Raw genomic sequence first — 26,007 nt, 5'->3', positions numbered from 1 at the left:
GCCGGTCATCACGATCGGCAGCAGCCCACCCACGAGGGCAGCGGTCCGGATGTCGGGAGGAGGGCGATTCCGATGCGTTCCGATATATCGTTGACACATCGCGAGCCGTCGCTGATAGTGGAGGCATCGGACAACCGATGAACAGGCGACAACGTGACGAAAGGAGCGCAGTCATGCGTTCACACGGACAGCACGGACACGACCACGGCCATGACCACGGACGGGGCCACGACCACTGCGGGCCCGATCGTCGGGAGGGTTTCAAGGGGCGGCGCGCCGCCTTCGGCCCGTTCGGGCCGCCCTTCGGCGGAGGCCCCTTCGGTGGCCGGGGCGGACGCGGCGGACCGCGGGGCCGGGCTCGGCGCGGCGATGTGCGCGCCTCGATCCTGGCGCTGCTCACCGATCGGCCGATGCACGGCTACGAGATGATCCAGGAGATCGGCGAGCGCAGTGGCGGGGCCTGGAAGCCCAGCCCGGGTTCGGTCTACCCGACCCTGCAGCTGCTCGAGGACGAGGGCCTCATCGAGAGTGCGAGCGAGGGCGGCAAGAAGCTGTTCACGCTCACCGAGGCGGGCCGCGCCGAGGCCGAGTCGGGTCCGGACGCCCCCTGGGCGGATGCCGGGCGAGGCTTCGACTTCGAGGCGATGCAGGAGGTCCGGACGGCCGGTGTCGGCCTGATGGAAGCCTTCGCGCAGGTCTTCAAGACCGGCTCCCCCCAGCAGCGGGAGAAGGCGCTCGGCGTCATCAACGACGCCCGTAAGAAGCTCTACCTGATCCTGGCCGACGAGCACTGAGCCCGACCGGCCCCGGCGTGCCACGGCATGCGAAGGCGCGCCCCGCGAGTTCCTTGCGCGGGGCGCGCCTTCCTGTGTCGCGGGCCTGTCAGACGACCATGCCGGCCAGCTTGCGCAGCGACTCGTTCAGCGCGGCGGTGGCCGAGTCCTTGAGCTTGCCCGCCATCAGGGAGACGGCGGCCCCGGTGAACTCGCCGTCGATGCGGACCGTGGTGGCCTCGCCGTCCGGGATCAGGGTGTACCGGGTGAGGACCGCCACGCCCATCGGGCCCTTGCCGGTGATGGCGAAGAGGCGCTCGGCCTCCAGCTCCGAGACCGTCCAGACGACCTCGGCGGGGAAGCCCATCATCTTCATGTTCTCCGCGAAGGTGGCGCCCACCGCGAGGGTCTCGGGTCCGCCCTTGGGGAAGTTCGTGTGGGTCATGCTCCACTGCCCGTACGCGTCCCAGTCCGTCAGCTGGGACCAGAGCTGCGCGGCGGACGCCTCGATGCGTGATTCCGCGGTGACTTCAGCCATGCGACCACCCCTTCTCGTCGGGTACGTGCGGCGGAAGGTAGCCCCGGCGGCCGGAACATTCAATACTGACGACCTGTCAGATATCGCCGGGGTCGGCGGGGCGTGATCTCGACTCCGTCTCAACAGGTGTCACCCCGGTGACGGTCCTGACCCGCCCTGTCATGATGGCGGGATGCAAGCGTCAGGGAGAAATGCCGGACTGGGCCTGGCCCTCGTCTCGGCGTTCGCGTTCGGTGGTTCCGGAGTGGCGGCGAAGCCGCTGATCGAGGCGGGTCTGGATCCCCTCCACATGGTCTGGCTCAGGGTGGCCGGGGCGGCGCTCGTGCTGTCCCCGCTGGCCTGGCGCCACCGTGGCCTCGTGCTGCGCAGGCCCGCGCTGCTCGCGGGCTTCGGCCTGATCGCCGTCGCGGGTGTGCAGGCCTTCTACTTCGCCTCCCTGTCCCGCATTCCCGTCGGCGTGGCCCTGCTGCTGGAGTACCTGGGGCCGGCGCTGCTGCTCGGCTACATCCGCTTCGTGCAGCGCAAGCCCGTGACGCGCGGGGCCGCCGCGGGTGCGGCCGTGGCCGTCGTCGGCCTGGCCTGCGTGGTCGAGATCTGGGCCGGGCTGAGCCTGGACCTGCTCGGCGTGCTCTTCGGCCTCGCCGCCGCCTGCTGCCAGGCCTTCTACTTCGTCTTCGCCGACCAAGGAGCCGACGGGGAGGACGCGCCCGACCCGCTCGGCGTGATCGCGTACGGCATGCTCGTCGGCGCCCTCGTGATGACCGTGATCGCCCGCCCCTGGGAGATCGACTGGCAGGTGCTGGGCGGCGAGGCCTCCGTGGGCGGCACGATGGTGCCCGCGCCGGTGCTGCTCGCCTGGGTGGTGCTGATCGCGACCGTCTTCGCCTACCTGACCGGTGTGGTCTCGGTGCGCCGGCTCTCGCCGCAGGTCGCCGGCGTCGTGGCCTTCCTGGAGGCGGTCGTCGCCACGGTGTTCGCCTGGATCCTGCTCGGCGAGCACCTCTCCACCTGGCAGATCGTCGGCGGCGGCCTGGTGCTCGGTGGCGCCTTCATCGCGCAGTCCTCCCGGCCGGCCCCGCCGGTGTCGGTCCTGGCCGACCTGGCCGTGACCGATCAGGCCGTGACCGATCAAGCCGCACCGGCCCGGGAGACGACCCCGGTCGGCAAGGGATAGGGTGTCCGACATGTATTCGAACGTGCTCTCGCCGCCCACCGCCTAGCGCGGGCGGCGCCACCACAACAGGTACCCGGCCCGGGAAGCCCCTGGGCGGGTCCGTGCTGCTCGCGAAGCGATGACCTGCTTCTTTCATCCTTCACGCATGCGCGGAGACTTCTGTGTCGAACCATTCGCCCGCTGCCGGGCGCAGTTTGCTGTACCTCGTCGTCGCCGGAGCCGCCTGGGGCACCGCCGGGGCGGCCGCCTCCCTCCTCTTCCTGGCCAGTGACCTCGGCCCGCTCGCCCTCTCCTTCTGGCGGTGCGCCGGCGGGCTCGTGGTGCTGCTCGGCGTGCTCGCCGTACGCGGATCCAGGCCCGCCCCGGGGCGGGTGCGGCCCTCGGCGGCTTCACTGATCGGGACCGGGCTCCTCTTCACCCTCTTCCAGGCCGCCTACTTCGCCGCCGTGCGCGAGACCGGGCTCGCGGTGGGCACCGTGGTCACCCTCGGCGCCGGGCCCGTGATCATCGCGCTGGGCGCCCGGTACTGGATGGGCGAGCGGCTCGGTCGCGGCGGCGTGACCGCCGTCGTGGGGGCCCTGGCCGGGCTCGCCGTACTGGTGCTGGGCAGCGGCGGCGGCGAGGTGCGGCCGCTCGGTGTCGGTTGGGCGCTGCTGTCGGCCGCCGGCTACGCGGGGATGACCCTGCGGGCCCGTTGGCTCGGGCAGCGCGGGGCGGGCGGCGACCCGCTGGTGACCACCGCCTGGTCGGTCGCGGTGGGCACGGTATGCCTGCTGCCGCTCGCCGTGGTGGAGGGCGTGCTGCCGCACACCGCCGATCTCGGACGGGTGCTCTGGCTGCTGGTGTACGTCGCCACCGTGCCGACCGCGCTGGCGTACGCGCTCTACTTCACCGGCGCCGCCGCGGTACGGGCCGCGACCGTCTCGGTGATCATGCTGATCGAGCCGGTGAGCGCGGCGGTCATCGCCGTCCTGCTGCTCGGGGAGCGGCTGACCGGCGCCGTGGTGCTGGGCACCGTACTGCTGCTGACGGCGGTGGGCGCGCTGATCGTGGCGGAGGCCCGTCGGCCGGCGACGACCGCGCCCACCCCCGAGCGGCGCACCCCTCAGAGCGCGCTGAGGTAGTCCGGGACGGCGGTGCCGGGGGCCAGGTCCGCGTCCGGCACCGGGGTTCCGTAGGCCGGGGCCACCGGGACCACGCCCGCCCAGTGGGGCAGGTCCAGGTCCTCGGCGTCGTCGTTCACCGGGCCGCTGCGGATCTTGGCGGACACCTCGGCGAGGTTCACGCGGATCACCGCGGTGGCGGCGAGTTCCCGGGAGTTGGCGGGCCGGACGTCGGCGGAGCGGCCCGGGACGACGGCGTCGACCATGGCGTCCAGGGCGATCCGGCACTCCGCCTCGTCGGTGACCTGGTGGGCGGTGCCGTGGACGACCACCGAGCGGTAGTTGAGCGAGTGGTGGAACGCCGAGCGGGCCAGGACCAGTGCGTCGACGTGCGTCACGGTCACGCAGACGGGCAGGCCCGGGTCGCTGCGGCGGGCCGAGAGCAGCGGGCGGGAGCCGGTCGAGCCGTGCATGTACAGCGATTCGCCGACCCGGGCGAACAGCGTGGGCAGGACCACGGGCGCGCCGTCGCGGACGAAGCCGAGGTGGCAGATGTAGGCCGCGTCGAGTATCGAGTGCACCGTCTCGCGGTCGTAGCGCGCCCGGTCGCGGGAGCGGCTGGGCACGGTGAGGTCGGTGGGCTCATAGCTTCCGGTCGACCCGGTCCCGTCGGTCCGGGTGGTCCCATAGGTCCGGGTGGTCCTCAGGGTGCTCGTCCCGGGCGTCTCCGTGTCAGGCGTGGCGGTCATGGTGCGAACTCCATTGCACTAGTGCATAATGTTGTTTGTGCTAGGAGAGTATCGGATCACAGGACGTCGTGCAGCTGATATCGCCGCCGGTGTGGAGGCGGGCGTGGCTTCGGGCGCGCTTCCACCGGGTGCGCTGCTGCCGCCGATGCGGGAGCTGGCGGGCGATCTGGGGGTGAACCCCAACACCGTGGCCGCCGCCTACCGGACGCTGCGCGAGCGCGGGGTCATCGAGACCGACGGGCGGCGCGGCAGCCGGGTGCGGGCCCGCCCGTCGAGCACGCCGCGGGACGCGCTGCGGATGGCGGTGCCGAAGGGCGTACGGGACCTCGCCGAGGGCAGTCCGGACGTGTCCCTGCTCCCCTCGCTGGAGGGAGCGCTCGCGGCGGCCGCCCGGCGGTACGCGCAGGCGCCGACCCTCTACGGGGCGGCCCCCGTCGCCCCGGAGCTCGCCGAACTGGCCCGGGCCGGCTTCGACGCGGACGGGGTGCCGCCGGGGCCGGTGGCGGTGACCTCGGGTGCGCTGGACGCGATCGAACGGGTGCTCGGCGCCCACCTGCGCCCGGGTGACGCGGTGGCGATCGAGGACCCGGGCTGGGGCGGCGCGCTGGACCTCGTTCCGGCCCTCGGCCTGCGCGTGCTGCCGGTGGCCGTGGACGACGACGGGCCCCGCACCGACGCGGTGGCCCGGGCACTGGAGGCCGGGGCGCGGGCCCTGGTGGTGACCTCGCGGGCGCAGAACCCGACCGGGGCGGCGGTGGGCGCGGAGCGGGCGCGGGAGTTGCGGGCCCTGCTGGCGGACCACCCCGAGGTGCTGCTGATCGAGGACGACCACGGGAACGGGTTCGTCGACCTGCCGTTCCATCCGCTGGGCGGGGTGACCCGGCACTGGGTCCTGGTGCGCTCCACGGCGAAGGCCTACGGGCCGGACCTGCGGCTCGCCGTGCTCACGGGCGACGCGGTCACGCTGGACCGGCTGCGGGGACGGCAGCGGCTCGGGCCGGGCTGGGTGAGCCGGCTGCTGCAGTACGCGGTGGTGGAGCTGTGGACCTCGGGCGCGGTGGACACGGCGACGGTGGCCCGGTCGTACGCGGGGCGGCGGGACGCGCTGGTCGAGGCCCTGCGGCAGCGGGGGGTCCGGGCGCACGGGCGCAGCGGCCTCAACGTCTGGGTGCCGGTGGTCGACGAGACGGTGGTGGTGACGCGGCTGCTCGCCGCGGGTTGGGCGGTGTCCGCCGGGGCGATCTTCCGGGTCGAGGCCGGACCGGGGGTGCGACTGACGGTGTCACAGCTGGCGGCCGACGAGGTGCCGGACCTGGCCGACGCGGTGGCCGCGGCGGTCAGCGTCGGGGCGGCGGGGGGCCGCCACGAGTGACCGCGGCGGACCTCCGGGCCGGGTCAGGCGGGTTTGCGGGGGCCGGGGCGGGTCTGGGTGAGGGCCGCGCCGGCCAGGACGATCGCGGCGCCGACCGGGGTGTTCCAGTGCAGCTGCTCGCCGAGCACCAGGACGCCCGCCGTGGTGGCGATGACCGGGATGAAGTACGTGACCATCTGGGCGGTGGTCGGGCCGACCTCCGTCACCAGCCCGTACTGCATCTGCAGGGCCATGCCCGTGCCCAGGGCGCCCAGCGCGATCACCGACAGCGTCGGCCAGAGCGGGAACGAGGTCGGCGCCGAGGTGAACACGGCGCTCACGAGCGCCAGCTGCAGCGTGGAGATCATGAGCTGGCCGCCGGTCAGGGCCACCGGGGAGCCGGGGGTCCCGGCCAGCGTGCGGCGGACGTAGATCCAGCCGATGGGGTAGCAGAGCGACGCCAGCAGGGCGAACGCGGTGCCCTTGGCGTCGACGCCGGAGAAGCCCTGCCAGGCGCCGAGCACGGTCAGGACGCCGAGGAAGCCCAGGCCCAGTCCGGCGAAGCGGCGGCGCGTCGGGCGGTCCTCGGACAGGGCGACCAGCGACAGCGCCATGCCCCACAGCGGCGAGGTGGCGTTGCAGATGCCGGCCAGGCTGGAGGGGATGCTCAGCTCCGCGTACGCGAAGAGCGAGAACGGGGCGGTGTTGAGCAGGAGCGCCGCCACGGTCAGGTGGCCCCAGGTGCGCAGGCCCCGGGGGAGCGGCTCGCGGCGGACCAGCAGCACGGTGAGGAGGGCGAGCGCGCCGAACAGGACCCGGCCCAGCGCCACCTGGAAGGGCGCGTACGCCTCCGTGCCGACCTTGATCAGGAGGAAGCTGAAGCCCCAGATCACCGAGAGGATCGCGAACCGGACCCGCCAGTCCAGCAGGCCGCCCCGGCGTCGGCCGGTGGTGGGGGCGGCGGTGATCGCCGTGGGGGAGGCCGGGGAGGTGGGTGCCGGGGAGGTGGAGGCGGCCGGGAGGGTCGGCCCGGGGGTGGTCGGTGCGCTCATGCCCCTTACTGTGCTCGTATCAACTTCGTAGGACAAGCGAAAGTTTCTCTGGGTGACGCCGTAGCATTGCTTACATGTTGAACCTGGAGCGCCTGCGCACCCTGGACGCCCTCGCCCGCCACGGCTCGGTCAGTGGCGCGGCCGACGGCCTCCACGTCACCACGTCCGCCGTGTCCCAGCAGCTCGCCAAGTTGGAGCGCGAGGTCGGACAGCCGCTGCTGGCCAGGAACGGGCGCGGGGTCCGGCTCACCGACGCCGGGCGGCTGCTCGCCGACCACGCCGCCCGGATCATCTCCCAGGTGGAACTCGCCCAGGCCGACGTAGAGGCCCAGCGCGGCTGCGCGGTGGGCGAGTTGCGGATCGGCGCCTTCCCGACCGCCATGCGCGGGCTGCTGCCCCAGGCCCTGGCCGCACTGCGGGCCGGCCATCCGGAGTTGCGGGTCCGGGTGCGCGAACAGGAGCCCGAGGAGAGCATGGCGGCCGTCGTGCGCGGGGACCTCGACCTGGCCCTGGCGATCGACTGGAACAACAAGCGGATGCCGGTGCCCGCCGAGCTGACCCGGACCCACCTGCTGGACGACACCGTCGACATCGCGGTCCCCGCCGGTCACCGACTGGCCGACCGGACCGTGAGCCCCGGAGCCGGGATCTCCCTCGCCGAATTCGCCGACGACGACTGGATCTCCTGGAACGAGGGACAGTTCTGCCACGAGTGGCTGGTCTTCACCCTGCGCGGTACGGGCATCGAACCGCGCATCGCCCACATCGCCGAGGAGCACCACACCCAGCTGGCCTTCGTGGAGGCCGGACTCGGCGTGTGCGTGGCGCCGAAGCTGGGCCGCGGCCCGGTGCCGCCGAGCGTGCGCCTGCTGCCGGTGTGCGACAGCGTACGCCGCCACGTGTACGCCGTCTGGCGCGCGGACGCCGACCGCCGGCCCTCCATCCGGGCCGCGGTCGACAGCCTGCGGCAGGCGGCCGCCGGCCTCGGCCGAGGGGACTGACGGAGTCCGCTACAGCTTGCGGAAGTCCCAGGAGACCACCGACTCCGGCGTGAGGCGGATCCAGGCGTGCCGCCCGTCGTGCGGCATCTCCTCGATGCCGAAGTTCTTGACCGGGAAGATCCGCTCCGCCTCCGCGAGCTCGGGGCAGGGCTCGCCGGTCCGCGGGGCCTCGCCCACGAAGACGGCGCTGCCGGACAGTTCCACCCCGCGCAGTTCGTCGTACGACTCGCCGGAATCGACCACCACCGAGATCCGCGGATCCTTGCTCAGGTCGGACCAGCGGCGGCTGCGCGTGATCGAGTACAGCCACAGCGAGCTGCCGTCCCACGCGAACCACAGGGCGCCCACGTGCGGGCGCCCGTCGGGGGAGACCGTCGCGACCCGGCAGGTCTTCTGCTCGCGCAGGAAGGCGTCCACCTCCGCGTCGCTCATCATGATGCGCCGGCCCCGCCGCTGCGAAGTTCCGGTTCGTGCCCCGTCCACGTCCATCCGTCCTGCACCCCTTCACATCTGACTGTGTGTCAGAAATCATGAGGGCTCTTCCGTCGCCACGCCAGGGGGAGCCATGCCCGATCTCGATCCGGCCACCACCGCGCTGCTCACCGTCGAGTGCCAGAACGGGGTCGTGGGCGAGGAGAGCGCGCTGCCCGAGCTCGCCAAGGAGGCCCGGGACTCGGGGATGCTGGAGCGGGTGGCCGCGCTGGTCGACGCCGCGCGCGGGGCGGGCGTACAGGTGCTGCACGCGGTCGCCGAACGGCGGCCCGACGGGCTCGGCGCGAACACCAACGCCCGGCTGTTCCGGGCCGCGGAGCGGCTGCCCGTGCGTCAGCTGACCGGGAGCCGGGCCGTGGAGGTCGCCGCGCCCATCGTGGTGGCCGAGCAGGACCTGGTGGTGCGCCGGCTGCACGGGCTCTCCCCGATGGCCGGGACCGACCTCGACGCCCTGCTGCGCAACCTCGGCATTCGCACCCTCGTCGTCACCGGGGTCTCCTCCAACATCGCCGTCCCGAACACCGTCTTCGACGCCGTGAACCTCGGCTACCAGGTGGTGGTGCCGGCCGACGCCATCGCCGGGGTGCCCGCCTCCTGCACCGCCGAGGTGATCCGCAACTCCCTCGCGCTGGTGGCGTCCGTCACCACGACCGAGGAACTGCTCATACGGTGGGCTCCCGCGACCTGACCGCCGTAACCTGGGCGGATGCTGTCCGAAGTGATCGCGACCCGTTATGTCACGCCCCTGCGTGAGGGCGGCTCGCTCCCGGGGATCGTCGAAGCCGACGACCTCGGTACCTACGTCATGAAATCCCCGAGTCCAGGGCTCTGAGCTGGGGTTTTCCCCTCCTGTGTGTCGCTGACCTGCGGTGCGGCTCCTTCCTAGGTCTTTCACGGGCTTTCCGCTTTACGTAGCTGGAACTCCCCAGAAACTCCCCGAGCGGCGTCGGAACTCCCCAGCCGCTCCCCAGAAAGACGGCTCTGGCCTGGCCCCGGCGCTCGCCACAGGCTTGCCGGTACACGGGCTGGAAGTACACGGAGCGTGATGTGGAGTTGGGGCACTGCGGGCGAGCGGTAGACCTCAGCCAGCGACTGCACCCAACAGGGATCGCGAGGTCCTTCTGATTGGGCGGCAACATGAAGGCGCCGCCTTCCGTACCAGGGTGAGACCCTTGTTCGGAAGGCGGCGCCTTTTGCGTCTGCTGCACTCGGTGAAGTCCCACTCGGCCCCGGTGCGCAGACTTCGGGTTGGCCGCTTACGGTGATGATCGGGAGTGGGCTCCAGGACATCCCGCCTGCCGGAAATAGATCTGGCTGACTGCGCGTTGCCGGTAGGTCAATGCGAAGGGGGAGGTGTCGGGCCTGAAGTTGTTCAACACGAAGAGCGGCGTGACCGAGGTTTCGCCGCGTCTGGCTGAGGTCGAGGCCGATGTTCAGGACCTCGTCGAGGGGCACATGCAGACCATGCTCGGGGTCCGGTTCCTGGCGAGCGAGTACAGCACCGGACTGGTTCACGGCGGCCGGATCGACTCGTTGGGCATCGACGAGAACGGCGCACCGGTGATCGTCGAGTACAAGCGCGGAACCGATGCGGGAGTCTTCTCTGAACTAGGAGATTCGTGTGCGCCGGACGAGCAGTCCTTCAAGAGGCAGCGAAGTGCCGAAGCATCAGATATGGGCTACGGCAGTTGGTACTCCGTGCGCTCGGGGTCGGGGCGGACGATGACTCCCTCATCGGTGAGTTCGCGCAGGGTCCGTCGCGCCTCCTTCTCGCCTGCCTGCTGGGTGGTCGGCTCGTAGCCTGCTACGCGAAGTGCCAGGGTGGCACGCGGTGGGTCCCACGTGCCGCCGAGGGCTTGGATAACTGCAGTCAGGGCTTGCTTGTGTGTCAGGGGCTGGCTCATCGTCCGGTCCTTTCGGGGCGGTTACGGGCCGAGGCATTGCTTGGACCGCTGAGGTAGTGGGTCGCCGGGCAGCGTAGCGCCAGGCGTGACCCAGAAGAGCCCGACGTCGTGGATCTGCGCCCCAGGCTAAGAACTTGCGCGGATAGGCGTTGTGGGACCCCGGCGGCACGACAGGCACAGGGTCTTGGCAATCATGGAGTTGCGACGCTCTGTGACCACCGGAGAGACCTGTGCCTGTCCTGCCATCATGGCTGACCGAACCGCTGTGGGATCAGTTCTCGGTGCTGCTGCCCGAGCGGCCGGTGTACCACCCGAACCATCCGCTGCGGTGTCACCGTCCGCGCATCGGCGACCGGATCGTCTTCGACAAGCTCCTGCAGCTGCTGCGCTTCGGCTGTTCCTACGAGGCGATAGCCGACGCCACGTGCTCGGCCACGACGATCCGCAACCGTCGCGACGAGTGGATCCGGCTCGGGGTGTTCAGCCGGTTCAAGCAGATCGCACTCGGCGCCTACGACCGGATCGTCGGCCTCGTACTCGATCAGATCGCCGTCGACGGCTCCATCACCAAAGCCCCCGGCGGGGGCCAGGCCGCCGGACGGTCCCCGGTCGACCGCGGCAAACAGGGACTGAAGCGTTCAGGAATGGTCGACGGCTACGGAATCCCGCTGGGCCGGGTCCTGGCCGGCGCGAACCGCCACGACTCCCCGATGCTGGCACCCACTCTGGACCGTCTGGGTGATCTCGGCCCGCTGCCCGATGAGATCACCGTGCATCTGGACGCCGGCTACGACTCGACCAAGACCTGTGTCCTCCTCGCCGAACGAGGCCTGCGCGGCCAGATCGCCCACAAGGGCGAGAAGGCCCCGATCCAGGCAAGCCGACGCTGGCACGTGGAGCGCACCCACGCCTGGCAGAACGCCTTCCATCGCCTTGCCCGCTGCTTCGAGCGCCGCACCATCGTGATCGACGCTTTCTTCGACCTGGCAGACACGATCATCACTGTCCGCAGCCTCATCCGCCGGGCCTGGACGACCCACCGCTGGGATGAGCGCCCGCGCCGACGTCCGTGACCTCCCCGCTGGCGGCCCCGCCCACGGCGTCAGCGACAATGACACCACCGGACGACAGGACAACACATGCGGCGATTCGCACTGCCCTGGGGCGAACTTGAGGTGTTCGCCGCCAATGAGCCCGTCCCCGCGGCCCTGCAACCCACCACCGAGGCCCTCGTGCATCTCGAGGACCGCTTCCGTCCGGCACTCCTTCGGCCGCACCTGCGACCAGAAGCTCCCTACGTGGCGGTCTGGCCCGCGAGCCGACCAGCACCCGACCTCACCGAGAACGCCACACCGGACCCGCATGCCCTGGAAGAGGTCGTCCTCGCGGAAATCCACTCCCTGACCTGCCACGCCTGTACGGCACGCTTCCGAGCCGTCTACCCCGACACCGGACTCCCGATCTTCGGACGGCATATCGGAGCACACCAACTGATCAACGGCTGCCCCCGCTGCGGCAGCGATTTCGCAGCGTCGCGGATCCAGGCCCTCACCTTGCTGCCACTGACCTGACGGCACCCTCGTCACAACCTGTCACAGCGCCCGTGATCCATCAGCACCTACCAGCCCACCCGCCTATCCACGCGAGTTCTTAGCGGAGGCTGGATGCCGAGCTCCTGAAGCTCCCGCCGTACGCGCCGGCGCAGTTGGCGGTCTGTCAGTCGGTCAGCACGCCCTCGCGGACGCGAGATATCCAGTCGGAGGAGTGGCCAGGCACGTGCCGGGCGATCAAGTCTGCTGTGGGGAAGCGTTGTTTCCCCGGTTCGCCACCACATAGGTCCCTCGTCAGTCGGCGTGCCGGCCGCCGCGCCCTGCGAAGGAGGAGGCCGGTCACTACCAAAATCGTGCGTATGTTCGATGCGCGGGCCGGACGCCACGGCAGTGGGGGCGCGGCTCGGCATCGTCCTGCTGTGCAGAGGGGAGGGCTGCGGCTGGTCGACCGCGCGCCCTTGATGCCCTCCAAGCGGAGCCGTTTCCGTGGTGATCATTTAACGGCCCTGAGGGCGGGTCACTTCCGCGCCTGTCTGGGAGAGGTGCGACGCACGGGTCCCATGGGGTTGCGGGTTGGCCGGGGGCGCGGGGCGCCCCTGAACCTGTGGTTCCGCTTGCTTGATCGAACCGTACGTCATGCGCGGGCTTTGGGAATCTTCGAGCCCGCTCTCGCGGCGACGCTGCAAAATCAAAGCAAGATCAAGACGGCTCGTTGTGATCAAGCTTCAAGGTGGCACGAATTGCCACGCATAGCCTCTGACCTGCCAGAACGATACTGAGCACTTGTCGGGTACGCGAGGATCTCGTTCTGTTGCGGGCGTTATGAATCTGAAATGAAAGGGGTTAGTCGATCGCGCCCAAAATGCCACTTTCCGGGCGCCGGGGTGGGGTGTGGATTAGCGATCTTGGGTCACGTGACATAGCTCGCAGTGATCCGAATGCAGAAGTGAATTAACCTGGCGACATGGCTACCGCGATCAACAAGACCGATGCCTTCGTGGACTTCTGGTCTGAGTACCATCTCGCCACGCTGACGACATTGCGTCCGGATGGAACCCCGCATGTTGTGCCCGTCGGTGTGACATACGACCACGGGGCGGGTGTCGCACGCGTCATTACGCGAAAGAGCAGCGTGAAGGTCACCAACATTCTGTCCGCGCTTCCAGGTGAAGCGCGCGTGGCTGTGTCGCAGGTCGCAGGTCCAAGGTGGCTGACAATCGAGGGCGTTGCGGAAGTTCGAACCGCTGAAGACGAAGTCTCCAGTGCGGTGAACAGTTACGCGGATCGCTATGGACGACGGCCCGCGCCGGACCCCGAGCGAGTCGTCCTGGAGATAACACCGGTGCGCACCATGGGCAGGGTTGAGTTGCCCACCCGCTCCTAAGCTGTTGGGGTGCGAGCTTCTTATCGTTGGGTGGAATGGTTTTTCAAGTGCTGTGATAGTAGGGCGTCTGGATTGCCAGGTGGGTTCAATTCGTCGGCGACTTAAGATCGCTTCCGTGCTGGCGTCATTCTGCGGTGGAGAGCACCCGGAGAGACCTACTTCCTCATACCCTCATCTCCTGACGGTACTTGCGCCCAGAATTGGTCCATGCGTCATATGGTCCACGAAAATGGCTAGCGTCTAACTCTTCGCGCGGCATGGCTCGATCCGGCGGACGTGCGTGATCGAACATCCGCGCCTTGGCCTTCCCTCTCGCCCGTCGGAAAGGCTGAGGGTAGCGAAGCCCTTGGCAGGCGCGGGACCGGGCTTGTTACCGCTCGTCACCACCACTTCAAGTGGCGCTTCGGCATCCGCGAAGACCTCACCCGCAGGTATCAGCACAGCCTCGACGGCAGTTGGCAGACCGATTCGCTGGCCATTCCCACCGAGACGCGGCGGATCCTCGACCAGCACGACGGCCGGATCAACGTCCACGACGAGCACCTGTGCTTCCGGCCCGTCTCCCTGGCGAACACGCCCTCTTGGTGGGCCGAGGAATCCACCTAATCGTCGAGACCTGGAGGCCGCCGGCCAGCGGTCAGAGCCAGCCCGGCTCGACGATCTCCTCGCCTTCGCCCTGAGGCGCCTCGAACCGTGCGAAGAAGTCGTCCAGCGCCTCTGGCGACACGAACATGGCGTTCGCGTCCTCGCGCCGGTTGCGCTCCTGGAGCCGCCTGAGCAACTCCGTCTGGTCGACGGGGAAGTACAGCAGGCGCCACTGCCCACCAGCCCCCTCCACGAATTCCTTCATCTCATCCCGGTGCTTGCGAGGCCACAGCCCGTGGTCCCACACCACATCCAGGCCCTCCGCCACCAGCCGCGCCAGCCGCTCCTGCAGCTCGGCGACGACGGGGGCCTCTTTCGCGAAGTAGGTGTTCTCCGGGTAGTCCACGCCGTATCGGCCGTACCGGTCGTGCACCACCTCGTCCACCGAGAGTCGCACCGCACCCGCCGGCTCGAGCCGCTGCCTGGAGTAGGTCGTCTTCCCCGAACCCGTCAGCCCGACGAGCAGGTACACCACCGGCACATCGCGCCCCACCGTCACACCTTCCACCGACTGCCTCTGACCCGCCCAGCTCTCGAAGAGTTTCGGCCCTCGTGGCGCCCCGGCTATGCGGTGCGGAGGCGTTCGAGAAGTTCAGCAACGCTGGCCTCGCCACAGTATGGGGCGAAGTCGGGCGCCATCTCTCGCACGAGGGCCACGCACCGGTCGGCGCCGATGCGCTCCGCGAGGTCGAGGGACTGAGCGGCGACGGCGGCGGCCTGCTCGATCTCGCCGGACTTGAGGAAGGAGCGTCCCTGGCTGAGGAGGAAGACCCCGCGGGTCTTGTCCCGGCTGACGGGGAGCAGGGCCAGCCCTTCGTCGATCCGGGCACGTGCTTCGGGGCGTTGCCGAGGTCGAGGAGGCACTGCCCCGCGTCGACAGACAGGTCAGCCGTGCTCATCCACGAGCACCACGATGGCGGAGGGGTGCTGGCGTCCGTGGTGATGGCCGTCTCCGCCGCGGTCAGGTCCCGGTAGCACTCGGCGCGCGCGCCAGCGGCTGCGTAGGCCCGGGCCCGTCGAAGGTGCAGGAGGGAACGAGCGGTCGGGTGCGACGTGCGCGCGAGGGCATGGGTGAGGGGGTCTACGGCGGCGTGCGGGCGGCCGACCCAGATCGACTGGTACGCATAGTCAGCCAGGACCCCGGCGCCGGCATCGTGGTCGTCGGCGGCGTGGGCGTTGGTGAGTGCGGCGTTCCAGTAGACGTCGGCGGCGTGGTGTTTGCCCTGGTCGAAGCGGTACCAGCCACATGTGCTGGCCAGGCGGGTGGCGAGAGCGTGTAGCCGGAGTCCGAGGTGCTGGGGGTAGCGGCCGCCTTCGAGTAGGTCGGTGACCGTGTCGAGGTGGGCGTCCATCAGCTTGACGGTGTGCTGGCGACGTTCGGTCGGCAGCGAGGTGAGCGCGGCTGCGGTCGTCTCCAGCCAGTCCACAAGCTCGGTGTCCACGGGGCGTCCGTCGAGGGAGCTCGGGAGCCGGTCCGGTTCGAGGCTCGCCCACTGGGCGGACAGCCCGGACAGCGCCACCGCGCTGAAGGCCATGAAGTTGCGGCGTTATTCCGCCGCGGCCGATGGGCACGGCGGCTGTCAGGGGATCTCGCCGGGGCTGCGGACCACCGCCACTGGGCAGTGTGCATGATGCAGCAATGCCTGGCTCACCGATCCCAGCAGCAGTCCGGCGAAACCTCCGCGTCCGCGCGCGCCGACCACCAGCAGCTGGGCTGTGCGGCTCGCCTCGATTAGCGTCTCGCGCGTCGCGCCCTGCACAACCTCGCGTTTCACCCGCACCCCCGGGTACCTCTCCTGGTGGCCCGCGAGCACCTGGGACATCAGAGCTTCTTGCCTTGCCTTCAGAGCTTGCGGCTCGTTCGCGTACGGCATCGCCTCGTCCTGCGGCGGTGGCATCGGCGTGTTCCAGGTGGTCCAGGCGTGCAAGGCGACGATGTCGACCCCGCGCAGTGCCGCCTCGGCGAAGGCGAAGTCAACCGCTCCGGAAGCGGCCGAGGAGCCGTCGACACCCACGACGATCGGCCCTGTGTCCTCACCTTGCTCCCGCACGACGAGGACCGGGCACCGGCCATGAGCTGCCAGATGCACGGCCGTCGATCCAACCATCAGCCCGACGAAGCCCCCCATGCCGCGAGACCCGACGACTACGAGTTCCGCGGCACGCGATTGCGCCTCCAGGACCGTCAGCGGTTCACCCGTCACCACAGCGCGGGAGACATCGACCTCCGGTGCCACGGTCCTGGCGCGCTCCTCCGCCTCGGCCAGCAGGCGTTCCGCCATATTGCGCAAGCCGCCCTCGGGCGGGCCCAGTGGCGACGGGCCCAACGGCACGTGCATGGCGGGCCAGATGAACGCGTGCACTACCCGCAAATCTGCACCGCGCCACCGCGCCTCCCGCGCCGCCGCTTCTACCGCGGCCAAACCAGAGTCCGAACCGTCCACGCCGACCACGACCAGAGCGCTCATCACGCCTCCACAACTTCCCGCTGTCAATGGATCAAGGGGACATCGCATACGTGCGCAGGCGGCTTTGCTTCGGTACATGCCCCAACGCGCCGGTGTTGTCGTCCGGTGGCCCGGTCGGCGCCCTGAAGGGGATCTACCGGCGGGTGAGTTTCTGCAGGCCCACTGGCGTCGGCATGAGGACTTCAACTCTTACGGCTCGCGGCGCGGCAACCACGAGTTGATGATCCGCGGCACCTTTGCCAGCCTCAGGCTGCGCAGACTTTGGGCCCTTGGGACAGAGGGCGGTTACACCCGGCATCTGCGACGGCGAGGGGATCACGATCCACCAGGGGGCGATGCGGTACGCAGCCGAGGGCGTCCGCCTCCTCGTCATCGCCGGCAAGGAATACGGCTCCGGATCGTCGCGCGATTGGGCCGGCAATGTCGCACCGTGGCTGCCATGGGCCACGCCTCACTCGGCCTGGGTTGCGGAGTCTCTAACCTCGGTGGTCGGACGCACGATGACGACCGGGCACGTGGCGTACAGCGCACACTGCTGACTCACCGAACCCAGCAGCGCACGGCGGAATCCGCCCAGACCCCGGTTGCCCAGCACGAGCGCCTCTGCACCCTCGGCCTCGCTAAGCAGGACTTCAACGGGATTGCCGTGCATCAGACGCTGTCGGACCTTGGCAGCGCCGGACTCGCCCAGGACCTCGTTCAGCTGGTTGACGAGGCCTTGCTCGGCAATGGACTTGTCGAATCCGGGGTCCACGGCGGGCGCGGACCATCCGTGGGCCCCCGGCAGCTCCCAGGCAGCCACTGCCACCACATCACCGCCGATCAGCTCGGCATGCCGGACCGCCCACCGAAGCGCGGCATGCGACGAAGGCGAACCGTCGACGCCCACCACGACGCGCAAGGCCGAATCCTGCTTCTCCATGGCATTTATCCCTTCCGTTCTCACGTGGGTCCACACTGTGCGACCCGGGGGCGTTCCGCCATACAAGCGCCGCCGACAGGTGCAGCCCGCCTCGACGCCGATCCGGCGCGTGGGTGGGAGGCGGTGCGGTCCGGCCACGCTGCGCCCGTACTGCATCAGTGCTCGGTCGTAGAAACAATGAAGGCATGGCCTATTCGACGAGCGCGGGACTGCCCCGTTCCTGGCATGCCTCGCCGGCCCGTGAGGTCGCCGCCGGGCTCGATGTCGATCCTTCCTCGGGGCTGTCGTCGGCTGAGGCGGCCCGGCGGCTTGCGGAGTATGGGCCGAACCAGCTCGCGGCGGCCCCACGAGAGCCCGGGTGGCGGGCGTTCCTACGGCAGTTTCAGGACTTGCTGATCGTCATCCTTCTGATCGCAGCGGCGGTCAGCCTGGTGGTGTCCCGGGAGTGGGAGACGCCGGTGGCGATTGTCGTCGTGGTGCTGCTCAACGCGACGATCGGGTTCGTGCAGGAGTCTCGCGCCGAGGCGGCGCTGGATGCGCTGCGGCAGATGACCGTGACCACCGCCACCGTGCGTCGTGACGGCCGACTGGTGCGGTTGGACGCCGCGGAACTGGTGCCCGGAGATGTGGTCGTCCTGGCGGCCGGTGACCGGGTGCCCGCGGACGGCCGGTTGTTTTCGGCGAGCTCCCTGGAAGTGCAGGAATCCGTCCTGACGGGTGAGGCGCTGGCCGTGGCGAAATTGGCGGATGCCGTCGTCGGGGCCGATGTGCCGCTGGCAGACCGGGTGACCGCTGTGTACATGAACACGGCGGTCACCCGAGGTCGCGGGGAGGTGCTGGTCACCGACACCGGTATGGCCGGCGAGACCGGCCGCATCGCCGATATGCTTCACAAGGCCCAGCCGGGGCCGACACCGCTGCAGCGGCAGATCGACACCCTGAGCCGCACCCTGGCCTGGGTCTCCGGGGTGGTCATCCTCGCCGTCTTCGTCCTGGGTCTCGTGCGCGGGCAGGATTTCGGCGACCTGTTCGTCAGCGCCGTGTCCTTGGCGGTCGCGGCCATCCCCGAGGGACTGCCGGCCGTCGTGGCGTTCACGCTGGCCATGGGCACGGGCCGGATGGCCAAGCGAGGCGCGATCGTCAAGCGGCTGGCATCGGTGGAGACCCTCGGCAGTACCTCGCAGGTCTGCACCGACAAGACCGGCACGCTGACCTTGAATCAGATGACCGCGCGCGAGCTGCTGCTGGCCGGGCGCCGGTTCACGGTCTCGGGGCAGGGCTACTCCTTCGACGGCCGCATCCGCACCACCGACGGCTCTCCCGTGCCGGCCACCATGGACGACGCGTTGACCGCGATGGCCCTGTGCTCCGATGCCGTGATCCGGGACGGGCAGGTGGTGGGGGACCCGACTGAGGGTGCGCTGGTGGTGCTGGCCGAGAAGGCGGGCATCGATGTGGCCCGGCTGCGCCAGGAGCGGCCCAGGCGACTGGAGATCCCTTTCGACTCCGCTTACAAGTTCATGGCGACCTTCCACGACTGGACCGATGACACCGGCCGCGATGTGATCCGGTGTTTCGTCAAGGGTGCCCCCGATGTGCTGGCCGACCGCGCGGACCGGCATCTCGGCGCAGAGACGATCCTGCCGTTCGATCAGGAAGCCCGGCAGCGCTACGAGAAGGCCAACAGCGCCTTGGCCGGACAGGGCATGCGGGTGCTGGCCCTGGGGACGGAAGACTTCCCGGCCGAGGACTTCCAGGCTCCCGCCGACCCGAAGGAACTACTGGACCGGGTGGTGCTGCTGGCCCTGGTCGGCATCGTCGACCCACCGCGCGCGGAGGCGCGCACGGCGATCGCCGAGTGCCGCGACGCTGGGATCCGGGTCCGGATGATTACCGGTGACCACGCGATGACCGCTGGAGCCATCGCCGGTGAACTCGGCATCCCGGGGCAGGCCATCACCGGCGCCGACCTGGACCGGATCGACGACGACGCCCTGCCCGGCCGGCTCGACGAGGTGGGGGTGGTCGCCCGCGTATCGCCGGAGCACAAGATCCGGATCGTACGGGCGCTGCAGGCCCGCGGGGACGTGGTCGCCATGACCGGCGACGGAGTCAACGACGCACCCGCGCTGCGCCGAGCTGACATCGGGGTGGCGATGGGCGTCACCGGGACGGAGGTGACCAAGGAAGCCTCGACGATGGTCCTGACCGACGACAACTTCGCGACCATCGTGGCCGCCGTCCGCGAGGGCCGGGGCATCTACGACAACATCGTGAAGTTCGTCCGCTTCCAGGTCTCGACGGCCTTGGGCTTCGTGACCACGTTCCTGGTGAGCTCACTGACCGGCCTGGCGGGGGGCGCACCGTTCACGGCGCTGCAGATCCTGTTCGTCAACCTGGTGATGGACGGCCCGCCGGCGATGTCCCTCGGAGTCGACCCGGTCAGCCCGGACGCGATGAACAAGCCCCCACGCCCGACCGGCGAACCCATCCTCAGCAGAAAGCGGCTTGCCCGGATCCTGCTGACCAGCACGGTCATGGCGGCAGGCACCCTCGCGGTGCTGAAATGGGCCCCAGGCCCGGAGGCGGAACCGGGGCAAGCCACCGTCGCGGGCACCATGGCCTTCGTCACCTTCGTCTTCTTCCAGGTCTACAACCTGCTCAACGTCCGGCACGACACACACAGCGTCTTCAGCAGGCGGACACTGGAGAACCCCTCCATGTTCGTCGCCGGTGCCGCTGTGATCGTGCTGCTGGTCCTCATTGTCGAGATGGACGCCCTGCACGGCTTCTTCACCACGACCAACCTGACCTCCAGCCAGTGGCTTGTATGCGCAGCCGTCGGCTCGACCATCCTGTGGGCCGGCGAGCTGGTCAAGACGGTGCTCCGGTCCCGTACCCGGCGTCGCACGCGCTCACAGACCATGCAGCCACCGCCCGCCGGAGCACAGTGATCCGTCGGCTTCTTTGACCGCTCAGCCGTTGGCCGATGGTGGGCGCGCAGGCGTCGTAATGCGATCACGGGATTCGCAGCGTACCGACCTGCTCAGGGTGCTGCGTCGCGACCGGCGACCGGCTGGACACGCCGACCGGAACCGACTCCTACCCACTCGCCGGATCGGCGGGGGTGTACCTGTCGGCTGCGGTTATATGGCGAATTGCCTGCGTGTCACACAATGTGGACACATATCTGAGCAGAAGGGGCAAACATCATGGGGATGCAGGATGCCGCCTTGCGCGTCGTGGTCGGTATCGACGGGTCGCCTTCGTCGCATGCCGCGCTTCGGTGGGCGGTGCAGTATGCCGAGCTGACCGGCGGTGGTGTGGTGGCAGTGGCTGCCTGGGAGCCGCCCTGGGCGTACGGGTGGTCCGCGCCCGCGGTGGACCCCACTTTCGACAGAACCATCGCCGAGCGGGGCCTCCTCAACCAGGTGCACCAGGTTCTCGGCGAGTCCGGCGCCGCCCAGGTACGAAAGCGTCTGGTGAAAGGCCATCCCGTCGAGGTGCTGCTCAGTGAGGCGGAGGGGGCCGAGGCCCTCGTGGTGGGCAGCCGGGGCATGGGCGGATTCCGTCGAACGCTGCTGGGCTCCGTGAGCCAGCAGTGCGCGCTGCACGCCACATGTCCGGTCGTCATCGTTCGTGGGAACGTCGAGGTGACGGACTCCGGTACACAGGCCGAGTGAGGCGGGGCTCGTCAGCGGCACAAGCCCCTTGGCGGCCCAATCGCGCGGCGCACAGTCCTTGCGCTTTGGCGTACGCCTCCCAGGGCTACCTGGCCAGGGTCGCGGCTGGTGAGCCGTAGGTGCACCGTACTCCAGGCTCAACGTTCTCAACCGGCTCAGGTTCCGGATGCGGCGCACGGTGCGTCCCTCGGGTCCTCCTGCGTCTCGCTTCGGCTGCACCCCCTTGCACCGGCCGCGGAGGCGGGCGACGGCATCGCTGCCGACCCGCCAGAAGGCGGCCGTTAAGGCGTGGATGCCGTTCATGGGCGGATTTGTGGTGTCAATGTTTCGGGAAGCCCGCGGTGCGGCTCTCGGCGCGGTGTCATGTGGGGAGCAGGGCGCGCAGTGCGTAGGGCAGGATGCCGCCGTGCCGGTAGTAGTCGGCTTCGGTGGGGGTGTCCAGGCGCAGGCGTGCGGTGAACCGCGTGGTGCCGCCGGTCCCTGTCGCTTCGACGGTGACCTCGCGGGGCAGCTCGGCCAGTCCGTGGACGGTGTAGGTCTCCTCACCGGTCAGGCCCAGGGAGCCGGCGTTGTCGCCGGGGGCGAACTGCAGCGGCAGGACGCCCATCCCGATCAGGTTGGAGCGGTGGATTCGCTCGAACGACTCTGCCAGGACGGCTTTGACGCCGAGCAGGGCGGTTCCCTTGGCGGCCCAGTCCCGCGACGAGCCCGAGCCGTATTCCTTGCCGGCGATGACGAGGAGGGGGACGCCCTCGGCTGCGTACCGCATCGCCGCCTGGTAGATCGTGGCCGGCTCGCTGTCGGGGAGGTGGCGGGTGTAGCCGCCCTCGGTTCCGGGGGCCAGCAGGTTGCGCAGGCGGATGTTGGCGAAGGTGCCGCGGATCATCACCTCGTGGTTGCCGCGCCGGGAGCCGTAGGAGTTGAAGTCGTTGGGTGCGACTCCGTGGGCTTGCAGGTACTCGCCCGCCGGCGAGTCCCGTTTGATCGTGCCGGCCGGGGAGATGTGGTCGGTGGTGACCGAGTCGCCGAGCAGGACCAGCACCCGGGCGCCGGTGATGTCGTCCGGTGGCTGCGGTCGGCGGGGCATGTTCTCGAAGTAGGGCGGCTTGCGCACGTAGGTCGAGTCGGGATCCCAGGCGAACAGGTCGCCCTCGGGGGTGGGCAGGGCCCGCCACTGATCGTCGCCGGTGAACAGGTCCGCGTAGCCGTTGGTGAACATGCTCGGGCTCAGGCTGGTGGAGATCACCTGCTGGATTTCGTCCTGGGTGGGCCAGATGTCGCGCAGGTGGACGGGCCGGCCGTCGTTGGCGGTGCCCAGCGGGTCGCGGGTGAGGTCGACGGCCATGGAGCCGGCCAGCGCGTAGGCGACCACCAGGGGCGGTGAGGCCAGATAGTTCAGTTTCGTCTCGGGATGGATGCGGCCTTCGAAGTTGCGGTTGCCGGAGAGCACGGATGCCAGCACGAGGCCGGCGTCGGTGGCCGCCCGGGAGACCTCATTGATCAGCGGGCCGGAGTTGCCGATGCAGGTGGTGCAGCCGTAGCCGACCAGGTCGAAGCCGAGCGTGTGCAGGTACGGGGTCAGACCGGCGCGTTCGAAGTAGTCCGTCACGATCCTCGACCCCGGCGCGAGGCTGGTCTTCACCCAGGGCTTGGACCGCAGGCCGCGCTCTACGGCCTTCTTGGCCAGCAGCGCGGCGGCGACCATCACCTGTGGGTTGGAGGTGTTGGTGCACGAGGTGTCGCGGCGATCACCACGGCGCCGTGCCCGATCTCGAAGCTGCTGCCATCCTCGAGCGTCACCGGTACACGCTCATGCGGACGTGCCTCTTTTCCCGGTCCGGTCGCCTCCAGGTACCCCGGTTGGTCGCCGGGGTGGCTGCCGGTGACGGCCACCGGGTCGGAGGCCGGGAAGGACTCCGCCCCGCTCTGGTCCAGCCCGACCGGGGCCGCGTCGCAGGTCACGTCGCCGTCCAGGACAGCGCGCAGGACCCGCGACGCGTCCGCCAGGGCGATGCGGTCTTGTGGCCGTTTGGGTCCGGCGATCGACGGGACGATGGCCGACAGGTCCACTTCGAGGGTCTGCGAGTAATCAGGGGTGTGGCCGGGGTCGTGCCACAGTCCCTGCTCTTTGGAGTACGCCTCCACCAGCGCTACCTGGCCGGGGTCCCGGCCGGTGAGCCGCAGGTAGGAAAGGGTCTCGGAGTCGATCGGGAAGATCGCGCAGGTGGCGCCGTACTCCGGGCTCATGTTGCCGATGGTGGCCCGGTTGGCCAGTGGCACCTCGGCCACGCCAGGTCCGTAGAACTCCACGAAGGCGCCCACGACGCCGTGATGGCGTAGCCGCTCGGTGATGGTCAGCACCAGATCGGTGGCGGTGCTGCCTTCGGGCAGTGCGCCGGTGAGCCGCACGCCGACGACCTTGGGGATGAGCATGCTCACCGGACTGCCGAGCATCGCGGCTTCCGCCTCGATGCCTCCGACCCCCCAGCCGAGCACACCGAGCCCGTTGACCATGGGGGTGTGGGAATCGGTCCCGACCAAAGTGTCGGGGAAGGCCGTGCCGTCCTCCGCGAACACCACCCGGGCAAGGTGCTCCAGGTTGACCTGGTGGCAGATTCCAGTTCCAGGGGGAACGACGCGCAGGTTCCGCAAGGCGCTCTGTCCCCAGCGCAGGAACTGGTAGCGCTCCCGGTTGCGCCGGTACTCGAGCTCCACGTTGCGGCTGAACGCCGCTGCGGAACCGAAGTGGTCGGCGATCACCGAGTGGTCGATCACCAGTTCCACGGGCCGCCGCGCGTCGATCAGCGCCGGATCGCCGCCGAGCGCAGCCATCGCCTCACGCATCGCCACCAGGTCCACGATGCACGGCACACCCGTGAAATCCTGCATCAGCACCCGCGCGGGGATGAACTGAACCTCCGTTGCCGGTTCCGCCGCCGGGTCCCAGCCGGCGAGCGCAGCGATCTGGTCGGCGGTGACGGTGCGGCCGTCCTCATTGCGCAGCAGGTTCTCCAGCAGCACCTTCAGGCTGTACGGCAGCCGTCGTGAGTCGGGCACGGCGCCGAGCCGGCGGATCGAGTAGGAGGCGCCGCCGACGTCGAGCGTGCCGCGCGCGGCGAAGCTGTCCAGGGACATGGGCCTGCCTCCTTAGTACGGATCGGCGGAGCTAGCTCGGAGCGGATTGTGAGTCCACCGCGCGTCGCTGTGCGGGTCCGCGCCCGGATCGGCCGCCCGTCCCGGGACTCGCGCATTTGCCGGCTCGCCGGCAGCTTTCGCTCTCACCTAGGGCACTCTTCGTCCGGGCGTCGTTCCGCCTCATCGACAGGCCAGAGGCAACCGGCAGGGGCAATACCCGCCCTGGGATGGAACGGAACCAACCATGCTCAGTCTCGACCGCGCGCACCCGGCCCGCAAATGGTGCGAATCCGCAGCCCGCGGGCAGGGCTATGCAGCGGCCTCGGCTGGGCCCACGTCGCCTGCGCGCGGAGCGGGGAGGTGATAGGACGGATCCAGGCCTCGTCCGCATGTGCCCGGAAACGGATGGAAGGTGATGCCAGATGGCGAAGATCGCAATCAACGGGCTCGGACGTATCGGACGGGCCGCGTTCAAGATTCTCCACGACCTCGACGGGGTTGAGGTGGCTGCGGTCAACGACCTGGTCCCCGCCGAGAACCTGGCCTACCTTCTCACCCACGACACCGTCTACGGACGCTACGGAAAGTCCGTCACCGCTGCCGGTGACGCGCTGGTCGTCGACGGCCACACCGTCCCGCTGTACAGCCGCCGCGACCCGGCCGAGCTGCCGTGGCACGACCTGGGCATCGACCTCGTCCTGGAGTGCACGGGTGCCTTCCGGCGCGAGGAGGAACTGGCCCGGCACCTGTCCGCAGGCGCACGATTCGTGATCCTCTCAGCGCCCGTCCGGACCGAGACGGTCGCCACCGTGGTCCACGGCGTGAGCGACTTTCCGGCCGGACAGCAGATCATCTCCTGCGCGAGCTGCACGACCAACTGCATCACACCGGTGGCGGAGGTCATGGACGCCGAATCGGCGTGGAGCGCGCCGTGATGACCACAGTCCACGCCTACACCTCCACCCAGCAGCTCATCGACGGGCCCAGCAAGGACTTCCGGCGCGGCCGGGCCGGGGCAGCCAACATGCTTCCCGCCTCCACCGGCGCCGCGCTCGCGACCACCAAGGCACTTCCGGAGCTGACCGGGCGCTTCGACGGCGTGGCGCTCCGAGTCCCGATCCCAGTCGGATCGATCGCCGACATTGTGTTCGTCACCGCCCGCCCGACGTCCGCCGAGGAAGTGAACGACCTCTTCCGTGCGGAGGCGGCTACCGAGCGCTACCGCGGCATCCTCGGCGTCTCGGACGAGCCGATTGTCTCCAGCGACATCATCGGTGACTCCCGGGCCTCCGTCGTCGACGCGGGGATGACCCGGGTCGTGGACGGCACCCTGGTGAAGATCATGAGCTGGTACGACAACGAGTGGGGCTTCACTCACCAGATGGTCCGCGAGGCACTCACCGTGCTCGGCGTCACTTCACCACGGAGATCATGACCACCCAGGCGGTCACCGTGCCCGACGCAGCCCCTGGTGCAGACCGCCAGACGCATGTCGGAGCGCAGCGCAGGTCCTTGTCAGTCAAACAATCCGGGCGCGAAAGAGACAGCGATCGTGCGGCGTGCGTTACGGACGGGCGGCTTCGGGCGTTCCCTTGGCAGAGCACCGGACCACCGGCGAGGAACAAGGCAAGGCGTAGCGGTGATGACTGTGGCGGACGGCGACTTCTCGAACCCGGTCGATGGGGCGCCGGTGCCTCGAATTCTGTTCGACACCGGAACGCTGGAGGAACTCGGCCCGGCATCGACCGGCGCGGTGTGGCGGTTGTCGGCACCAGGCCGGCAGCTCGACGCCAACATCGTGCGGATCCCGGCCGGGCAGCGCGTCGAAACCCATACCGAACCGGACCTGGACGTACTCCTGTTGGTCGTGGCCGGAGACGGCACCTTGGTCACTTCCGACGGACCGTGTCTCCTGAGCGAAGGCAGCCTCACCTGGCTGCCGCACGGCTCCACTCGCGGCCTTGTCGCGGGCAAGGGGGGCTTGTCGTACCTGACAGTCCACCGGCGCCGGCCCGGGATGCGGATCCAGCCTGCCGGGACCGGCCGGAATGGGGAGTCCGGCCGGGCCGGGGCCTGAACCGCG

Annotated in this window: 23 protein-coding genes and 4 pseudogenes; 18 read left to right on the top strand and 9 right to left on the bottom strand. The window is 69.7% G+C overall.

What is annotated here, in order from left to right; genetic code table 11:
* The first annotated feature begins 173 nt into the window (after window positions 1–173).
* A complete protein-coding gene (locus OG624_RS08410) occupies window positions 174–794 on the top strand; it encodes a PadR family transcriptional regulator (RefSeq protein WP_033220831.1) in 621 nt (206 codons plus the stop codon).
* An 88-nt stretch (window positions 795–882) separates the two neighbouring features.
* Here the strand turns inward: OG624_RS08410 and OG624_RS08405 are convergent, their stop codons facing one another.
* Window positions 883–1,311: a type II toxin-antitoxin system Rv0910 family toxin gene (locus OG624_RS08405; protein ID WP_033220833.1), complete on the bottom strand. Its 429-nt coding sequence runs from the start codon at window positions 1,309–1,311 to the stop codon at window positions 883–885.
* 172 nt (window positions 1,312–1,483) lie between these two features.
* Here OG624_RS08405 and OG624_RS08400 point away from each other — a divergent pair, with 172 nt between their 5' ends.
* Together OG624_RS08400 and OG624_RS08395 are read left to right on the top strand one after the other, a co-directional pair.
* Window positions 1,484–2,485, top strand: coding sequence for an EamA family transporter (locus OG624_RS08400; protein WP_051763300.1), 1,002 nt, complete (start codon window positions 1,484–1,486; stop codon window positions 2,483–2,485).
* Window positions 2,486–2,646: 161 nt separating this feature from the next.
* A complete protein-coding gene (locus OG624_RS08395; RefSeq protein ID WP_033220835.1) occupies window positions 2,647–3,609 on the top strand; it encodes a DMT family transporter in 963 nt (320 codons plus the stop codon).
* Here the strand turns inward: OG624_RS08395 and OG624_RS08390 are convergent.
* On the bottom strand, window positions 3,591–4,337 hold the full coding sequence (locus OG624_RS08390; RefSeq protein WP_078909323.1) for a pyridoxamine 5'-phosphate oxidase family protein: 747 nt from the start codon (window positions 4,335–4,337) through the stop codon (window positions 3,591–3,593). The two genes, OG624_RS08395 and OG624_RS08390, sit on opposite strands and share 19 nt — an antisense overlap.
* 37 nt (window positions 4,338–4,374) lie before the next feature.
* On the opposite strand from OG624_RS08390, the gene OG624_RS08385 reads away from it, so the two are divergent.
* Window positions 4,375–5,709, top strand: coding sequence for an aminotransferase class I/II-fold pyridoxal phosphate-dependent enzyme (locus tag OG624_RS08385; protein ID WP_051763301.1), 1,335 nt, complete (start codon window positions 4,375–4,377; stop codon window positions 5,707–5,709).
* A 23-nt stretch (window positions 5,710–5,732) separates the two neighbouring features.
* On the opposite strand, the gene OG624_RS08380 is transcribed toward OG624_RS08385, so the two are convergent.
* The gene (locus tag OG624_RS08380; protein WP_371639276.1) at window positions 5,733–6,740 is read right to left on the bottom strand and encodes a DMT family transporter; all 1,008 of its coding nucleotides are present in this window, start codon (window positions 6,738–6,740) and stop codon (window positions 5,733–5,735) included.
* A 74-nt stretch (window positions 6,741–6,814) separates the two neighbouring features.
* On the opposite strand from OG624_RS08380, the gene OG624_RS08375 reads away from it, so the two are divergent.
* On the top strand, window positions 6,815–7,741 hold the full coding sequence (locus OG624_RS08375) for a LysR family transcriptional regulator (RefSeq protein WP_371639274.1): 927 nt from the start codon (window positions 6,815–6,817) through the stop codon (window positions 7,739–7,741).
* Window positions 7,742–7,750: 9 nt separating this feature from the next.
* On the opposite strand, the gene OG624_RS08370 is transcribed toward OG624_RS08375, so the two are convergent.
* Entirely contained in the window at window positions 7,751–8,176 is a 426-nt protein-coding gene (locus OG624_RS08370; RefSeq protein ID WP_234314428.1) for a pyridoxamine 5'-phosphate oxidase family protein, read from the bottom strand.
* A 130-nt stretch (window positions 8,177–8,306) separates the two neighbouring features.
* On the opposite strand from OG624_RS08370, the gene OG624_RS08365 reads away from it, so the two are divergent.
* From OG624_RS08365 to OG624_RS08335, 7 genes and pseudogenes are all read left to right on the top strand, one after another.
* The gene (locus tag OG624_RS08365) at window positions 8,307–8,921 is read left to right on the top strand and encodes a cysteine hydrolase (protein ID WP_371639273.1); all 615 of its coding nucleotides are present in this window, start codon (window positions 8,307–8,309) and stop codon (window positions 8,919–8,921) included.
* Between the two features lie 18 nt (window positions 8,922–8,939).
* A pseudogene (locus OG624_RS08360) lies at window positions 8,940–9,059 on the top strand (HipA family kinase); the annotation flags it as partial.
* A gap of 527 nt (window positions 9,060–9,586) precedes the next feature.
* A pseudogene (locus tag OG624_RS08355) lies at window positions 9,587–9,841 on the top strand (DUF5655 domain-containing protein); the annotation flags it as partial.
* Window positions 9,842–10,367: 526 nt separating this feature from the next.
* Window positions 10,368–11,210 (top strand): IS5 family transposase, encoded by an 843-nt coding sequence (locus tag OG624_RS08350; RefSeq protein ID WP_252310274.1) that lies wholly within the window; start codon window positions 10,368–10,370, stop codon window positions 11,208–11,210.
* A 66-nt stretch (window positions 11,211–11,276) separates the two neighbouring features.
* The gene (locus tag OG624_RS08345) at window positions 11,277–11,708 is read left to right on the top strand and encodes a hypothetical protein (RefSeq protein WP_252310273.1); all 432 of its coding nucleotides are present in this window, start codon (window positions 11,277–11,279) and stop codon (window positions 11,706–11,708) included.
* Window positions 11,709–12,651: 943 nt separating this feature from the next.
* Complete coding sequence (locus OG624_RS08340; RefSeq protein WP_078909015.1) at window positions 12,652–13,071, top strand: pyridoxamine 5'-phosphate oxidase family protein; 420 nt, start codon at window positions 12,652–12,654, stop codon at window positions 13,069–13,071.
* 276 nt (window positions 13,072–13,347) lie between these two features.
* Window positions 13,348–13,677 carry a hypothetical protein gene (locus OG624_RS08335; RefSeq protein WP_033215544.1) on the top strand — a complete coding sequence of 110 codons (330 nt, stop codon included), beginning with the start codon at window positions 13,348–13,350 and terminating at the stop codon, window positions 13,675–13,677.
* A 31-nt stretch (window positions 13,678–13,708) separates the two neighbouring features.
* Here the strand turns inward: OG624_RS08335 and OG624_RS08330 are convergent, their stop codons facing one another.
* The 3 genes from OG624_RS08330 to OG624_RS08320 form a co-directional block, all read right to left on the bottom strand.
* Window positions 13,709–14,209, bottom strand: coding sequence for an AAA family ATPase (locus tag OG624_RS08330; RefSeq protein ID WP_266354808.1), 501 nt, complete (start codon window positions 14,207–14,209; stop codon window positions 13,709–13,711).
* A gap of 71 nt (window positions 14,210–14,280) precedes the next feature.
* Entirely contained in the window at window positions 14,281–14,580 is a 300-nt protein-coding gene (locus OG624_RS08325; RefSeq protein WP_244290653.1) for a hypothetical protein, read from the bottom strand.
* Window positions 14,581–15,296: 716 nt separating this feature from the next.
* Window positions 15,297–16,184 carry a universal stress protein gene (locus tag OG624_RS08320; protein ID WP_033215547.1) on the bottom strand — a complete coding sequence of 296 codons (888 nt, stop codon included), beginning with the start codon at window positions 16,182–16,184 and terminating at the stop codon, window positions 15,297–15,299.
* A gap of 130 nt (window positions 16,185–16,314) precedes the next feature.
* Between OG624_RS08320 and acnA the strand changes: the two are divergent.
* Window positions 16,315–16,600 (top strand): annotated as a pseudogene (gene acnA, locus OG624_RS08315) (aconitate hydratase); the annotation flags it as partial.
* Window positions 16,601–16,635: 35 nt separating this feature from the next.
* On the opposite strand, the gene OG624_RS08310 reads toward acnA, so the two are convergent.
* Window positions 16,636–17,106 (bottom strand): universal stress protein, encoded by a 471-nt coding sequence (locus tag OG624_RS08310; RefSeq protein ID WP_033215549.1) that lies wholly within the window; start codon window positions 17,104–17,106, stop codon window positions 16,636–16,638.
* A gap of 185 nt (window positions 17,107–17,291) precedes the next feature.
* Here OG624_RS08310 and OG624_RS08305 point away from each other — a divergent pair, with 185 nt between their 5' ends.
* Window positions 17,292–20,060, top strand: coding sequence for a cation-translocating P-type ATPase (locus OG624_RS08305; protein WP_033215551.1), 2,769 nt, complete (start codon window positions 17,292–17,294; stop codon window positions 20,058–20,060).
* Window positions 20,061–20,318: 258 nt separating this feature from the next.
* Window positions 20,319–20,789 (top strand): universal stress protein, encoded by a 471-nt coding sequence (locus OG624_RS08300; protein ID WP_033215554.1) that lies wholly within the window; start codon window positions 20,319–20,321, stop codon window positions 20,787–20,789.
* Window positions 20,790–21,150: 361 nt separating this feature from the next.
* On the opposite strand, the pseudogene OG624_RS08295 reads toward OG624_RS08300, so the two are convergent.
* A pseudogene (locus OG624_RS08295) lies at window positions 21,151–23,924 on the bottom strand (aconitate hydratase).
* A 422-nt stretch (window positions 23,925–24,346) separates the two neighbouring features.
* On the opposite strand from OG624_RS08295, the gene OG624_RS08290 reads away from it, so the two are divergent.
* The 3 genes from OG624_RS08290 to OG624_RS08280 all read left to right on the top strand — a co-directional run bounded on the left by OG624_RS08290 (window position 24,347) and on the right by OG624_RS08280 (window position 26,001).
* Window positions 24,347–24,859 carry a glyceraldehyde 3-phosphate dehydrogenase NAD-binding domain-containing protein gene (locus OG624_RS08290; protein ID WP_208869295.1) on the top strand — a complete coding sequence of 171 codons (513 nt, stop codon included), beginning with the start codon at window positions 24,347–24,349 and terminating at the stop codon, window positions 24,857–24,859.
* The gene (locus OG624_RS08285; RefSeq protein ID WP_208869296.1) at window positions 24,859–25,359 is read left to right on the top strand and encodes a hypothetical protein; all 501 of its coding nucleotides are present in this window, start codon (window positions 24,859–24,861) and stop codon (window positions 25,357–25,359) included. Before OG624_RS08290 ends, OG624_RS08285 begins: the two co-directional genes overlap by 1 nt.
* 207 nt (window positions 25,360–25,566) lie before the next feature.
* Window positions 25,567–26,001, top strand: coding sequence for a cupin domain-containing protein (locus OG624_RS08280; RefSeq protein ID WP_033215821.1), 435 nt, complete (start codon window positions 25,567–25,569; stop codon window positions 25,999–26,001).
* Window positions 26,002–26,007: the final 6 nt, after the last annotated feature.

The organism is Streptomyces virginiae, assembly GCF_041432505.1.
Taxonomy (GTDB): domain Bacteria; phylum Actinomycetota; class Actinomycetes; order Streptomycetales; family Streptomycetaceae; genus Streptomyces; species Streptomyces virginiae_A.
This window is presented reverse-complemented; position numbering and strand designations above follow the sequence as displayed.

Bases quoted from the DNA above. Each gene is read 5' to 3' on its own strand.
- OG624_RS08410 (WP_033220831.1), top strand. From the start codon at position 174: ATGCGTTCACACGGACAGCACGGACACGACCACGGCCATGACCACGGA.
- OG624_RS08405 (WP_033220833.1), bottom strand. From the start codon at position 1,311: ATGGCTGAAGTCACCGCGGAATCACGCATCGAGGCGTCCGCCGCGCAG.
- OG624_RS08400 (WP_051763300.1), top strand. From the start codon at position 1,484: ATGCAAGCGTCAGGGAGAAATGCCGGACTGGGCCTGGCCCTCGTCTCG.
- OG624_RS08390 (WP_078909323.1), bottom strand. From the start codon at position 4,337: ATGACCGCCACGCCTGACACGGAGACGCCCGGGACGAGCACCCTGAGG.
- OG624_RS08380 (WP_371639276.1), bottom strand. From the start codon at position 6,740: ATGAGCGCACCGACCACCCCCGGGCCGACCCTCCCGGCCGCCTCCACC.
- OG624_RS08375 (WP_371639274.1), top strand. From the start codon at position 6,815: ATGTTGAACCTGGAGCGCCTGCGCACCCTGGACGCCCTCGCCCGCCAC.
- OG624_RS08370 (WP_234314428.1), bottom strand. From the start codon at position 8,176: ATGATGAGCGACGCGGAGGTGGACGCCTTCCTGCGCGAGCAGAAGACC.
- OG624_RS08365 (WP_371639273.1), top strand. From the start codon at position 8,307: ATGCCCGATCTCGATCCGGCCACCACCGCGCTGCTCACCGTCGAGTGC.
- OG624_RS08345 (WP_252310273.1), top strand. From the start codon at position 11,277: ATGCGGCGATTCGCACTGCCCTGGGGCGAACTTGAGGTGTTCGCCGCC.
- OG624_RS08340 (WP_078909015.1), top strand. From the start codon at position 12,652: ATGGCTACCGCGATCAACAAGACCGATGCCTTCGTGGACTTCTGGTCT.
- OG624_RS08320 (WP_033215547.1), bottom strand. From the start codon at position 16,184: ATGAGCGCTCTGGTCGTGGTCGGCGTGGACGGTTCGGACTCTGGTTTG.
- OG624_RS08310 (WP_033215549.1), bottom strand. From the start codon at position 17,106: ATGGAGAAGCAGGATTCGGCCTTGCGCGTCGTGGTGGGCGTCGACGGT.
- OG624_RS08305 (WP_033215551.1), top strand. From the start codon at position 17,292: ATGGCCTATTCGACGAGCGCGGGACTGCCCCGTTCCTGGCATGCCTCG.
- OG624_RS08300 (WP_033215554.1), top strand. From the start codon at position 20,319: ATGGGGATGCAGGATGCCGCCTTGCGCGTCGTGGTCGGTATCGACGGG.
- OG624_RS08290 (WP_208869295.1), top strand. From the start codon at position 24,347: ATGGCGAAGATCGCAATCAACGGGCTCGGACGTATCGGACGGGCCGCG.
- OG624_RS08285 (WP_208869296.1), top strand. From the start codon at position 24,859: ATGACCACAGTCCACGCCTACACCTCCACCCAGCAGCTCATCGACGGG.
- OG624_RS08280 (WP_033215821.1), top strand. From the start codon at position 25,567: ATGACTGTGGCGGACGGCGACTTCTCGAACCCGGTCGATGGGGCGCCG.